Source organism: Henriciella sp. (assembly GCF_029937755.1).
Classification (GTDB): domain Bacteria; phylum Pseudomonadota; class Alphaproteobacteria; order Caulobacterales; family Hyphomonadaceae; genus Henriciella.
Genome location: NZ_JAPYPG010000005.1, coordinates 147,126 through 159,712 on the forward strand (window position 1 = coordinate 147,126; position 12,587 = coordinate 159,712).

9 protein-coding genes are annotated in these 12,587 nt (G+C 61.1%); 2 read left to right on the forward strand and 7 right to left on the reverse strand.

All coding sequences use genetic code 11. From position 1 onward, the window contains the following. The 4 genes from Q1K29_RS12550 to Q1K29_RS12565 form a co-directional block, all read right to left on the reverse strand. Positions 1-2,157, reverse strand: a complete 2,157-nt coding sequence (locus tag Q1K29_RS12550; protein WP_300395327.1) for an acylase — start codon at positions 2,155-2,157, stop codon at positions 1-3. A gap of 81 nt (positions 2,158-2,238) precedes the next feature. Then, positions 2,239-3,612 carry a Na+/H+ antiporter NhaC family protein gene (locus tag Q1K29_RS12555; RefSeq protein WP_300395329.1) on the reverse strand — a complete coding sequence of 458 codons (1,374 nt, stop codon included), beginning with the start codon at positions 3,610-3,612 and terminating at the stop codon, positions 2,239-2,241. A 24-nt stretch (positions 3,613-3,636) separates the two neighbouring features. Further along, the gene (locus tag Q1K29_RS12560) at positions 3,637-4,956 is read right to left on the reverse strand and encodes a membrane dipeptidase (protein WP_300395331.1); all 1,320 of its coding nucleotides are present in this window, start codon (positions 4,954-4,956) and stop codon (positions 3,637-3,639) included. A gap of 73 nt (positions 4,957-5,029) precedes the next feature. Further along, complete coding sequence (locus Q1K29_RS12565) at positions 5,030-6,337, reverse strand: replication-associated recombination protein A (protein WP_300395333.1); 1,308 nt, start codon at positions 6,335-6,337, stop codon at positions 5,030-5,032. Between the two features lie 59 nt (positions 6,338-6,396). Between Q1K29_RS12565 and Q1K29_RS12570 the strand changes: the two genes are divergently transcribed. Further along, positions 6,397-7,248, forward strand: a complete 852-nt coding sequence (locus Q1K29_RS12570) for a TauD/TfdA family dioxygenase (protein WP_300395335.1) — start codon at positions 6,397-6,399, stop codon at positions 7,246-7,248. Between the two features lie 9 nt (positions 7,249-7,257). On the opposite strand, the gene Q1K29_RS12575 is transcribed toward Q1K29_RS12570, so the two are convergent. Beyond that, entirely contained in the window at positions 7,258-7,935 is a 678-nt protein-coding gene (locus tag Q1K29_RS12575; RefSeq protein WP_300395337.1) for a Fe2+-dependent dioxygenase, read from the reverse strand. Between the two features lie 81 nt (positions 7,936-8,016). Between Q1K29_RS12575 and Q1K29_RS12580 the strand changes: the two genes are divergently transcribed. Next, entirely contained in the window at positions 8,017-8,904 is an 888-nt protein-coding gene (locus Q1K29_RS12580; RefSeq protein WP_300395339.1) for a hypothetical protein, read from the forward strand. Between the two features lie 62 nt (positions 8,905-8,966). Here Q1K29_RS12580 and Q1K29_RS12585 read toward each other — a convergent pair whose 3' ends face one another. Next, complete coding sequence (locus Q1K29_RS12585; protein ID WP_300395341.1) at positions 8,967-10,985, reverse strand: S9 family peptidase; 2,019 nt, start codon at positions 10,983-10,985, stop codon at positions 8,967-8,969. A 78-nt stretch (positions 10,986-11,063) separates the two neighbouring features. After that, positions 11,064-12,515, reverse strand: a complete 1,452-nt coding sequence (locus Q1K29_RS12590; protein ID WP_300395343.1) for a Do family serine endopeptidase — start codon at positions 12,513-12,515, stop codon at positions 11,064-11,066. Positions 12,516-12,587 lie beyond the last annotated feature (72 nt).

The following is a 12,587-nucleotide window of genomic DNA, read 5'->3' on the forward strand; positions in this document are numbered from 1 at the left end:
TCAATCAACCTTCCCCGGGCGGTAAATCCGCTCGGCATTGGCTTCCACGGCGGCGCGCTCAATCAGGGCGCGCCGCCATTTCATATCCGCAAAGAGCGGCGCCTGATCAGCATAGTGGGGCGAACCTTCGTCGAGCGTGGCCGAACCGTACTGGTGGATAACCCAGGCATCCTGCCGCCCAGCCTCATCCCATTCCACGAGCGCAATCCAGGTGTCGCCGGCAGAGGCATGCAGCGTCCCGTCATCGCGGATCTCGGCCGGGTATATGGCGCGCAGCGTATCGGGCCCACCATCGATGGGCAGGCTGGTCTCACCACGCACCAGCCGGTTCACCTCGCCCCATTCCGGATCGATACGGCCATAATGCTCGTTGAGCCAAGAGACCGCTTCGCGAAAGGCGACCAGCGGATCTGGCGGCGTGCTTCCATCGAATTGAGAGCTGATTTCTCGCAAGATAGTGAGTCCAGCGAGCGCGGCATGGCGGTTATTGCGGTCCATCTGCCGGTCCCATTCCGCCAGATGTGCAGCCGCCTCTTCCAGTTCTGGTTCATCGCTCCAGTCATGAGCCAGCACCGCTGCAATCACCTCCTCGGCCTGAGAGTTTTCGGCATAGGCAAGGTCGAACTTGATGGCGAGCAGCCGCTCACGCGTGATGGGCTTTTCGCCGTCTGTCAGCTCCTGAACGCGCAGCGAGCGGTTGGTCTCGTTCTCCTGCAGGCCCATGGAGAGAGGAAACTCTTCCTTCGTCAGGTTGTCGGCCCCGTCGGTTGCCGAGTATGGGGTGTTGTTCGAATTATAGACAAAGCCTGAGGCCGGATTGATAAGCTTCGGAACGTCAGGGAAAGGACGATAACCTTCCCAGATCAGGTCCGAGCGGTCGCCCGGCAGGTCTTTCTCCCAGTCCCAGCCTTCAATCCGGTCAGGATACTGGCCGTTATGGACAAAGGCGATGTCGCCGGTCTCGTCGGCATAGATATAGTTGATGCTCGGCAGCGCATTCACTGCCATCGCGTCAAGAAAATCCTCGAGGGTCTCTGCCTTGTTGAGCCGGTAGTATTGCTCCAGCTGGCGGATTTCACCGCGTCCCGCATAGCGGATAGCATATGTGCCGTGGTCGGCTTCGATGACCGGTCCGTGCGCGGAGTGCTTGAGCGGGCGCTTCGCCGTAAACGCAAACGGTCCCCACAGGCCGACACGGATGGTCACGGTTTCCTCTTCGAAATCCCTCCACTCACCGTCGAGACGATACTGACCGGCATTTTCGGGATTCACCTCAAGGCGATAAATGTCGGCCAGGTCCGGCTTGTTGACGGTGTTTGCCCAGCCAAGGTGGCGGTTGAAACCATGCAGGATGAGCGGTGTGCCGGGGAACAGCCCGCCGGTGATGTCCAGCCCCTCTTCCGAGACAAGCTGCGCTTCATACCACGCCACCGGCCCGGTCATCGGCTGATGTGAGTTGATGACCAGCCGTGTGGTCTCGTCGCCTGAGCGCTCCGGCGAGACAGCGAATGCGTTCGATCCGCGCTCGGGCTGTCCCTTGGGAACCGCATGAAAGGCTTCGCGGCCAGCACTCGGGTCAAGCGCGATCTCGGCCTGACGGTCATCACCGAAGAGCTCCATCAGCGTCCCGTCGAGCCCGTAGAAGAAAGGTGTCTTGAAGATGAAGCCGGCAACCACGTCCTCACCTTCGAAAGGGGCCAGTCCTGCCCATGTGACGTCAGGATTTTCCGAGGCGTAGAGATTGAGACCGGCGGCATAGCCTTCGGCAATCGCCTTCACCTTGGGCGGAATATCTGCCTCATAGCGCGCGTCGATCGTGTCCCATACGCCGAGCAGGCCGACGATATAGTCTGTCGGTGCAGCGCCGGCGCCCTTGTAGCGCGCCAGGATGCCCCGCGTTGCCGCGACCACTTCCTGGATCGTTTCATAGTCATCCTCTGCGTGGGCATAGGCCACGCCGAAAGCGACATCCTCATCGCGCGCGCCATAGATATGCGGAACGCCCCAATTGTCGCGAATGATCTCGACATCATAGTTCGCCGCCTCGGCTGCCAGCTCTTCGGGGGGCGGGTTGGAGCCAATCGGGTCCCAAAGCCAGACGCCCACACCGATCAGCGCGAGCAGGACAATCGCCCCGCCCCATTTGACGATTTTCATTCTCAGCCCTCCCGCACGATTATCTGTGCTTTGGGCGAGATGCGAGCGCAGTGCGGGCGAGATTGCAAGAGCGGGAATGCGTCAGGTGGTCAGAAGCCCGGCGACAAGGTAGAGGACCACCGCGCTCGTGCCCGCAATCAGGGCGTAGGGCAGCTGGGTGCGCACATGCTCGATATGGTCACATTCGGCAGCGAAACTCGCGATGATCGAGGTGTCTGAGATGGGCGAACAATGGTCGCCGAATACCCCGCCACCCAGGACGGCCGCCAGCGCCAGAGAAGGCGGCACACCGCCTCCTATGGCGAGCGGGATCGCGACCGGCACCAGGATGCCATAGGTCCCCCAGCTCGTACCCGTCGTGAAAGACGCGACGCCTGCGATGATGAAGATGATCGCCGGTAGTGCCCATGGCAGCGGGAAGCCGGCCGCCAGTCCGCCGAGGACTTCGCCGGTGCCGAGCGCCTTGAGGCTGGCGCCAAGAACAATGGCCATGAAGATGACAGTGACCGCTGGCAACAGTTCTCCCATCCCCTTGAAGCCCGTCGTGATAAGCGAGCCTTTCTCTTCCCGGCCAGACCGCCAGAGTAGAAGCGCCGCCACCAGCGTCGCCAGGCACACCGCCCAGAGGATGGATTTCGAGCCCGAGCCCTGCAGGAGGTTTCCCCCGCCTGTCCAGACCATGAAGCCGAGCGCGCCAAGCACGAGCACGGCAACCGGTAGTCCCATGTCGAGCGCGTGGCCGGGCTTGGCCTCTTCGCCAGGCTCGACGGTGTCTGCCTCACGGACCTCCCGTTCGCGCGCTTTCAGCGGACCGATGGTTCGGTCGGTGGCTACGGTCAGGAAGACACCCGCCAGCGTCAGCAAGGCATAGAAGTTGAGCGGGATCGTTCCGATCAGGATTTCGAGCGGATTGTCGAAGCCATAGCCGGCAATCAGAGCCAGCACATAAGCGCCCCAGCCGTTGAGCAGGATCAGGACACTGACAGGCGCAGAGGTCGAGTCGATCAGATAGGCCAGGCGCTCTCGGCTCATCTTCAGCCGGTCAAACAGGGGGCGGCCCATGATGCCCGTGGCCAGCAGGCTGATATTGGTCTCAACGAAGATAAGCGTCCCCGTCAGCGCGGTGACAACTCCGGCACGTCGCCGCGTGCCCGCTGCGCCTGAGCGCACCAGCCAGTTCACCATGCCGGAGATTCCGCCTGAGCGGCGCATGTACTCGATCAGGGCGCCAATAATCACGCAGAACAGCAGGATGCGCGTATTTCCGGCATCCCCCAACACCGAGACAGCCCGCTCGACCCCGGCCAGCACGCCCATGGCCGGGTTGAAAGCGGCAATGAAGGTTTCAGACAGCCAAATCGCTCCGCCCAATGCGAAGTAGACATTCCGCGTCCAGAGCGCGAGCGCGAGCGCGAGCACCGGCGGCAGGATGGTGAGCCAATCAGCCAAAGTCATGGTCGCTCCTGCCCCGGTCTCTGCCTAGTTCAGCACGGATGGCGAACCGAGCTCGGATGTCTTTTCGGCTTCTGCTTCGCGAAGCAGTCGCAGCATGTTGCCGCTCCAGATGTTGGCGATATCCTCTTCGGTGTAGCCCGCTTCGAGCAGAGCAGCGGTGACCTTGGGCAAGAAGGTGACGTCGCTCATCCCGTCAACACCGCCACCGCCATCCCAGTCAGCGCCCATGCCGACATGGTCCGGACCGACCATTTCCAGTGCATAGAGCATGTGCTCCATGAACTTCTCGAAGGTCGAGCGCGGGGCGGGGAAATCCTCTTCGAGCTGCATGCGCGCCTCGCGATACCGGGCCATGGTTTCCTCATCCATGTTCGCGGTGTCGCCAAATTCCGCATCGAGCTTTTCCAGGGCTTCAGTGCGTTCGGGGCTCGGCTCCAGGGCTTCGAGATAGCCGCTATAAGCATTGATCTGGATAACGCCGCCATCGTCAGCCACAGTCTTGAGCAGCTCGTCGGGGATGTTGCGATAGTGCTCATAGACGCCATCCACACCAGTATGCGAGAGGATAATTGGCGTCCTGGACAGTTCGATCATGTCATAGACCGTCTCATCGGCCGCATGCGATCCATCGAGGATCATGCCGAGATCGTTGGCCTTCTTCACCAGTTCCTCACCCAGCGGGGAGAGCCCGCCAAATTTCTCGCCAGTCACGTCTGTTGCACTGTCAGCGAACTGGTTGTTGCGGAAGTGAACCGGTCCGACCATGCGCAGCCCGCCGATATAGAAGGTCTCCAGCAGCGAGACATCGGTGCCGAGCGGGTAGGAATTCTCCATGCTCTGATAGACGATGCGCTTACCTTCTCCGGCAATACGCTCGGCGTCGTCGGCGGTGAAAGCGAGTTCGACCTCGTCGGAATATTTCGCCGCCATCTCGCGGATCGCCATCTGGCGGAGCATCGCGCTGTTTCGCGCGGCATCATAGGAGGCCTCATCGAGTGGGCCCTGCGCGGTGAAGATGACCCAGAAACCACCATCGAGCCCGCCCGCTTTCATGCGCGGCAGGTCAACATGTGTACCGTCTTCCTCGAAGGTCTGGCGTTCGGAGAAATTATAATCTTTCGAATGGAAATAGGCCGGAGTATCGAGGTGGGTGTCCATTACGAGCAACCGGTCATGCAGCTCCGATACGTCCGTCGGAACACTCATGCCCGTGCCCTGCGAAGGCGTCTGCGCCTCTGCTTGCGGTATGATCTGGCTTCCATTCTCGCCATGATGTTCCTGGCAGGCCGCCAGTCCGAAAAGGCTCGCGCCGGCAAGAAGGCCGACCATGAAGCGCAGTTTCATGAGGGATACTCCGTTTGATCTGTTGTTCGGCGCGATACGAGCAGAGTCTGGAACGAACTGCAATTGTGCCCACTCACCCGTCCCGCCTGCCGCGCAGCTCTGCCCAGCGTTTGAGCCGTTCGGCAATCGGCCCTTCCCGGCCCTCGCCCTTCGGCTGGTAGAAGCTTTCGCGCTTCATCCCATCGGGAAAATAGTTCTGTCCAGAAAAACCCTCTTCCGCGTCATGGTCGTAGGCGTAGCCCTTGCCATAGCCCTCCTCCTTCATGAACGAGGTCGGCGCGTTGAGAATATGCTTGGGCGGCATCAGCGAACCGGTCTCCTTCGCCGAGCGCTGGGCGGCTTTCCAGGCGACGTACACGGCGTTCGATTTCGGCGCCGTGGCAAGGTGGACGATGGCATGGGCGAGCGCGAGTTCGCCCTCCGGGCTGCCAAGGCGTTCATAGGTGCGCGCCGCTTCGGCAGCGATCATCAGAGCCGTCGGGTCGGCAAGGCCGATGTCTTCCGATGCCATGCGCACGATGCGGCGAGCGAGATAGAGCGGGTCCTCGCCGCCCGTGATCATCCGCGCGAGCCAGTAAAGCGCTGCATCCGGATCCGATCCACGCACCGATTTGTGGAGCGCGGAGATGAGATTGTAGTGTTCCTCGCGGTCCTTGTCATAGGCCGGCGCGCGCTTCTGGAGCGCCTGGGAGAGCGCCTCGGCGGTCAGCTCTGTCCCCTCGTCGGCGAGCGTGAAGGCCTGTTCGGCAAGGTTCAGCATGTAGCGGCCATCGCCATCGGCCATGTCGATCAGGGCCTCGCGGGCACGCCGTTCGAGCGGCAGCTTGCGGCCTTCGAGTTCCTCGGCGCGGATAAGCAGCTCTTCAAGAGATTCCGGGGTCAACCGCTTCAGCGTCAGCACGGCGCAGCGCGAGAGCAGAGCACCATTGATCTCGAAACTCGGATTCTCCGTCGTCGCGCCAACCAGCGTCACGACGCCCGCCTCGACAAAAGGCAGGAAGCCATCCTGCTGGGCGCGGTTGAAGCGGTGAATCTCGTCGACAAAAAGCAGCGTGCCCTTGCCAGTCGAGCGCCGGTTCTCGGCCCGGTCGAAGGCGGCACGCAGATCCTTCACCCCGGAGAAAACCGCGCTAATCGCCTCGAATTCGAGATCGGTCTCTTCCGCCAGCAGCCGCGCAATTGTCGTCTTGCCGACCCCGGGCGGGCCCCAGAAAATGATCGAGCCAAGCCGACCCGTCTTCAGCATCCGCCCCAGCGCGCCCTCCGGGCCGAGCAGATGATCCTGCCCGACCACCTCCGACAGCGTTTTCGGGCGCAGCCTGTCAGCCAGCGGTCGCGGCGCATCGTCGGCCATACCCGAGGCGGAGAAGAGATCGCTCATGCCTCCTCCCTAGCCTGTTCTCCCGTGGGTGATAAGATCGCGACTGGAGGAAACGCATCATGACACTGACCATCATCCCGAGCGGTGAGGCGTGTGGGGCAGCCGTAGCAGGCATAGACCTGAGCCGCCCGCTGGATGAAGCCACCGTTGCGGAGATCCGCACGGCCTGGCTCACCCATCACGTTCTCGCCTTTCCTGAGCAGACACTCACCAACGACGATCTCGAACGCTTCACGCAATACTTTGGCCCGTTCGGAGACGATCCGTACATCGCGCCGATTCCGGGTCGCGAGCATATCATTGCGGTAAAGCGCACAGCTGACGAAACAGGCCCAATTTTCGCGGAAACCTGGCATTCCGACTGGAGCTTCCAGAAGACCCCGCCCGCCGGGACATGCTTGTATGGCATCACCATCCCGCCGGTCGGCGGCGACACGCTGTTCACCAATCAGCACAAGGCCCTTGATGAGATGCCGGATGAGCTACGCAGCAAGCTCGAAGGCAAGATGGCGGTGCATTCCGCGCGAAACGGCTACGCCAAAGCCGGGATGTATGGCGACAACGACACCGGCCGCAGTATGGATATCCGCTCCTCCGACGAGGCGATGGCGACGCAGACCCATCCGATCATCCGCAAACATCCCGAGACGGGCCGCGAGGGCCTGTTCGGATGCGCGGGCTATATCATCGGCATAGAGGGGATGGGCGAGGAAGAGGGCTTTGCGCTGCTGACCGAGCTCTATCGCTGGCAGACACGGCCGGAATTTCAGTACCACCACAAATGGCAGCCGAACATGCTTCTCATGTGGGACAACCGCTCCTGCCTGCATATGGCGACCGGCGGCTATCAGGGCCACGACCGCCTGCTCCACCGCACGACAATCGGTGCGCGCGAGACGGTCACAGCCTGAAGAAAACGGTCAGTTCTCCACCCAGAGCCGACGAATATTCGCGGCGATCTTGGCAAGCGCCAGCTGCTCCGGCGCATCATGCGGCAGCGACTGGCCGAGCGTGGCGCGCAGGTTTTCGAGATCGAAAAGGATTTCGCGCTGCTCAGCTGTCCGCACCAGACTCTCCACCCAGCCGACACAGACAATGCGTTCGCCGCGGGTCACGGTCTCGACACGGTGCAGGCTGGTCGAGGGATAAAGCAACAGCGACCCCGCTTCGAGCTTCATGGAATGGACCATGCCGGCCCAGTCGATCGTGAGTTCGCCGCCATCATAGTCTGATGGCTGACTGAGGAAGAGCGTGAAAGAGAGGTCGGTGCGCAAACGGTCTTCGCCGGAGCGCATCAACACATTATCGACATGCGTGCCGTAGCCCTCGCCCTCACAGGCCTTGCTCACCATAAGGCGCGACAGTTTCTTCGGCTGTGCGGCTGCCTCGAAAATGGCATTGCCCGTGATTGCGTCATGAAGTCGCTTATGGAGGGCAACTCCGCTTCGCGTGGACAGATCGGCCTGCTTGTTGTTCTTCACCCGAGCAGCCTGTGCGCCCGCAGTGATGCGGCCATCACGCCAGCCGACAGTGTCGAGTGTGGAGCGGATTTCGGAGAGCGCTTGAGGGCCGAGAAGGCCGGGAATTGTGATCAGCATGGCTTGCACTTGCGAATGGTTTGCAGTTAGGGCTAGCGCGTATACTCGAACGCGCAAGCCTCAATAATGAAAGTGCGACCAATGGCGACGTCTTACAAATCCTGGGCAGCCCTCGGCCTTTCCACCACCCTGCTCGGCATCGCCGCCTGCGGCAATGAGACGACCGAGACGAGCGCCCCAGCAAGCGAGACCGCCGGGCCCGCCCCGCAGGACAAACCTGCCGACGCTTCTGAGCGCTCCGGTGTCGCGCCCTCCAATGTGATCTCCTCGGACGGGGAAGGCGGCGGCGAAGGGGGTGAAGGGGAAGGCGGCGAAGGCGGTGTGAACATTGCCGCCGCCGCAAAAGACCCAGCCGTCTATCTTAGTGCACTCGCCCTCGTCGAAGCCCATATCCGCGCCGGTATCGACGCGCTGGAAGCCGGCGAGCGCGAAGCTGCCGGCGAGATGTTTGCCCACCCTGTCAGCGAAATCCTGTTCGACCTCCAACCGGTGCTCAAGCAGCAGGGTGTAACGCCGTTCGAGCAGAAGCTGATCGCGGCCTCGCATGCCGTCTTCAGCGGTGAAAGCGATGCCGAGATCCGCCAGCGTGCAGAGGACATCATTGCAACGGTTCGTCAGGCTGGCGAAGCGGCCCCGCAAGGCCGGGAACGCCAGGCTCTGGTCAAGGCCCGCGTGATCGCTGACGAGATCGACCGCGCCAGTTCGCAATACAGGGCAGCCCGGACCAGCGAAGCGTATGAGCCCTATCTCGATGGCTATGGCTTCTACAAGACAGCGGCCGCCCTGCTTGAAGACAATGCCGAGACCATTCAGGAGGCGGCTCCAGACTTTGCCGCGCGGGCAAACCACATTCTCGAGACGCTCTCTTCCGCCTATCCGACAGCGGAACGGCCCGAGACGCTGGATGCAGACGTTTCGGCCATGACGGTGCAGAATTCGGAGCTGCAGCTGGAACTCAGCAACCTTTAGCGAAAGAAGAAGGGCCAGATCCTGCGATCCGGCCCCTCGTCTCTTTTCCGATGGCGTAAAGCCTATTCGACAGCGTTGTCCCCGCCAGCATCAGCGTCCTGCTGCTCGGGCTCACCCTTCAGGTAGGTGTTGAGGAAGTCGACATAGGCTTCCGATGCCGTGATGCGGTTCTCGCGCTTCTGAAAACCGTGCCCCTCATCCGGAAAGACGACATATTCGACAGTGGCACCATTCTCGCGCGCGGCCTCGACGAGTTCGTCACTCTCCACCTTGAGTACGCGCGGATCGTTCGCGCCCTGGATCACAAGCAAAGGTTTGGTGATCTGGTCAGCATGGAATAGCGGGGAGATGCGGCGTAGCCGCTCTTCGTCCGTGGCTGGATCGCCCATCTCGTCATAGAGCGCGTCGCGGAACGATCCCCACCATGGCGGAATGCTTTCAAGCGTGCGCACCCAGTTGGTCACACCAAAGATGTCGACCCCGACATCGAAGACGTCCGGCTCGGAGGTCAGCGCCGCAGCGACCATGAAGCCGCCATACGATCCGCCAATGATGCCGATCTTGTCCGGGTCGATGCCTTCAACACCTTCGAGATAGGTGCGGCCATAGACAATATCCTGGAGGTCCTTTTCGCCATGGTTCCTGTCATCCATGTGGAAGAAGGTCTTCCCATAACCGGAGGAGCCGCGATTGTTCGCGCCGAGGACGGCATAGCCGTGATTGACCAGATGCTGGATCGTCGCCGAATAGCCCTTGGTGGTCTGACCGCCCGGACCGCCATGGACCCAGACCAGCGCCGGCACCGGATTATCGGCAGATGCCTGCTTCGGCATGTAGAAGACGGCCGGAATCTCGAGCCCGTCAAAGCTCTCATAACGAACGATCTCAGCTGTCACGAGATCATCCTCGTCGATCGCATCCGGTAGCGCATCAGTGAGCCGCGTCGCCTCACCATCATCGAGATCGGCGAGATAAAGGTTGAAGGGCGAGGTATCGGTGTTCACGCCAAAGGCAATCTCGCTCTCATCGCGATTGAAGCGCACCTGGCCCACTTCACCGTCCGGAATGTTTGTCAGCTCCACCGCTTCGCCGGTCTCATTATCGGTGATGGTGAGTTCCGTTACGGCGTCGGCATTGATGGCGGAAACGAGATACCGCCCGGTCGGGCTGTCGAAGACGAAGGAAACATCCCAGTCTGCCTCGATCAGCGGGTTTTTCTCGCCGCTGACAAGATTATAGGTCCAGGCCTGATTGAACTCGCCATATTCGTTAGTGGCATAGATCAACGTCTCACTATCGGCGGTAAAATCATACACGCCATAGGAGATGTCGCCCTCATGCCCGGTGATCAGTTCGGGCGTCTGATCGTCAGCAAGGAAGTCGACGAGGAAGATGTTGGAGTCGGCATTGGTCCGCTCCTTGGACAGCGCCAGCCACCGGCCATCCGGGGAGACATCGGCGATGTCCTTGCCGTCATTCTCGAAGATCATCTTCCGGGAATAGTCGGCAGCGCTGTACTCGTAGAGATCGTTGGTCTGGGGATCGCGCTCATTGGTCTGGACGTAGAAGACCTCACCATCATCCCGCCAGCCGACAAAGCTCGCGCGGACTTCCTCGCCCGGCGTCAGATCGGTCAGGGTCCCGTCCTCTTCGCGGACATAGACATGATAAATCTCATTGCCGCCGCTATCCGACGTGACAAGCACACGGTCATCTTGAGGAAAGAAAGACTGGGCGTAGACGGCATTGTCGTCAGACATCGTCAGCGCTGTGACGGCACCAGCCTCATCAAGAGTGACAGCATTGAAGATGCCTGTCTCATCGGTTGAGGCAAGGATGTCGCCATCCTCATGAGAGAAGACATAACCATTGTTGGAGCCCAGCCCCCAGCTGATCGTCTCGTGAAAGAGTGCGGCCGGATATTCTTGCACGGTTGCGGTTTCAGTGGGCTCCTCGACGACCTGCTCGATATCTTCCTCCGGCGTGGTCACCGCCTCATCCGGAATATCTTCGCCGGGTGTCTGGGCGCAGGCCATCACCAGGGCGGATGCGCCAATCAACAGGGTCCATTTCAATTGCATGCTTTGCCTCCCGCAACCTTTGTGCAGGAGGACGCTAGCACTCGCCTTTCAGGATAGCGAGGGCCCCGGAGGGCGTTTTTAGAGCGTAACCGTTCCGCTGATCCGGCGGCCATTGCGATCGAGCTCAATCGCCCAGCGCGATGTCTCTTCCGCCAGGGCCTCGTCGAGATCCTTCAGCGTCTTGATCGGCTCGTCATTGATCGAAACGATCAGGTCGCCCGGACGCACAATCCGCCAGGCATAGGCACGGCGTAGAATACGCGTCACCAGCACGCCTGAGGCGAACGGATCGCGGCCCATCTCTTCGGCAAGGCGCGGTGATAGCTCGGCGACTTCGGCGCCGGAGAAAGGATGCCGGCCTTCAAGGAGCTCCAGCTCTGCCTTGGTCGCGCCGGGTGGTGGTGCGAGCGTGACCTTCACATCCTCATACTTGCCGCCATGCAGGATCTTGAGGCTTGAAATCTCACCGGGCGAGCGGGTTGCAGCAAGGAATTTGAGGCCCGTCTCGTCAAAAACTTCACGGCCATCAATCTCGGTAATGAGGTCGCCACGCTTCAGGCCTGCCTTGTCAGCAGGGCCATCATCAAAGACCTCCGTGACCATCACGCCCACTGGACGGCTCAGGCCCTGCGCCTTGGCTATGTCATAGGTCACCGATTGCGCCTTCAGGCCGAGCCACGGCCGCACGATCCGGCCTTCGTTGACAGCAGCATCGACGACACGCTTCACCATCTCGGCGGGGATCGCAAAACCGATCCCGTTCGATCCGCCGGACCGCGAGAAGATGGCGGAGTTGATGCCGACCAGCTCGCCCTTCGTATTGACCAGGGCACCGCCGGAATTGCCGGGGTTCACCGCGGCATCGGTCTGCAGGAAGAAGGAATAGTCGGAGACGCCGACATCAGTCCGCGCAGTCGCGGAGATGATCCCCGTCGTCACTGTCTGCCCAACACCGAACGGGTTACCGATGGCGAGCACGATGTCACCGACTTCGGTATCGCGCGTATCGCCATACTCGACTGTAGGCAGCGGCTCGCCTTCCGTGTCGATGCGCAGCACGGCGAGATCAGTCCGCTCGTCTGCGAGAATGAGTTCGGCTTCATATTCACGCCGGTCAGACAGCACGACGAGAAGTTCATCGGCGTCGGCAACGACATGATTGTTCGTCACTATGACGCCGTCACCGACAATAACGCCGGAGCCGAGCGAGTTCTGGACGCGCTCTCGGGGCGTGCCGAAGAACTGGCGGAACACGGGGTCGTTTGCAAAAGGCGATGCGTTCTGGCGCACAACCTTCTTGGAGTAGACGTTCACGACAGCCGGCGAGACCTGTTTCACCAGCGGTGCATAGGAGAGCTCAACCTCTGCCTGGCTTTGCGGGACGCGCTTCTCGTTACCGAAGAAGCTTGTTTCCTGGGCGTTGGCTGTAAAGAGCGGACTGAGGACCACTGCCAGGAGAGCAAGCACGGCCACCAGGCTCACCAGAAGCAGTTTCGAGACATGTCGGGTCATGTTGTTGGTTTGCATCATGAAAATGGCTCTATTGCGGCGCTGCCGAGGGCGCAATCGGGCATGGCATGACAATTCAGAAAGACGCTCGGC

Coding starts and splice junctions, on each gene's coding strand:
- Q1K29_RS12550 (WP_300395327.1), bottom strand. CDS start 2,157: ATGAAAATCGTCAAATGGGGCGGGGCGATTGTCCTGCTCGCGCTGATC.
- Q1K29_RS12555 (WP_300395329.1), bottom strand. CDS start 3,612: ATGACTTTGGCTGATTGGCTCACCATCCTGCCGCCGGTGCTCGCGCTC.
- Q1K29_RS12560 (WP_300395331.1), bottom strand. CDS start 4,956: ATGAAACTGCGCTTCATGGTCGGCCTTCTTGCCGGCGCGAGCCTTTTC.
- Q1K29_RS12565 (WP_300395333.1), bottom strand. CDS start 6,337: ATGAGCGATCTCTTCTCCGCCTCGGGTATGGCCGACGATGCGCCGCGA.
- Q1K29_RS12570 (WP_300395335.1), top strand. CDS start 6,397: ATGACACTGACCATCATCCCGAGCGGTGAGGCGTGTGGGGCAGCCGTA.
- Q1K29_RS12575 (WP_300395337.1), bottom strand. CDS start 7,935: ATGCTGATCACAATTCCCGGCCTTCTCGGCCCTCAAGCGCTCTCCGAA.
- Q1K29_RS12580 (WP_300395339.1), top strand. CDS start 8,017: ATGGCGACGTCTTACAAATCCTGGGCAGCCCTCGGCCTTTCCACCACC.
- Q1K29_RS12585 (WP_300395341.1), bottom strand. CDS start 10,985: ATGCAATTGAAATGGACCCTGTTGATTGGCGCATCCGCCCTGGTGATG.
- Q1K29_RS12590 (WP_300395343.1), bottom strand. CDS start 12,515: ATGATGCAAACCAACAACATGACCCGACATGTCTCGAAACTGCTTCTG.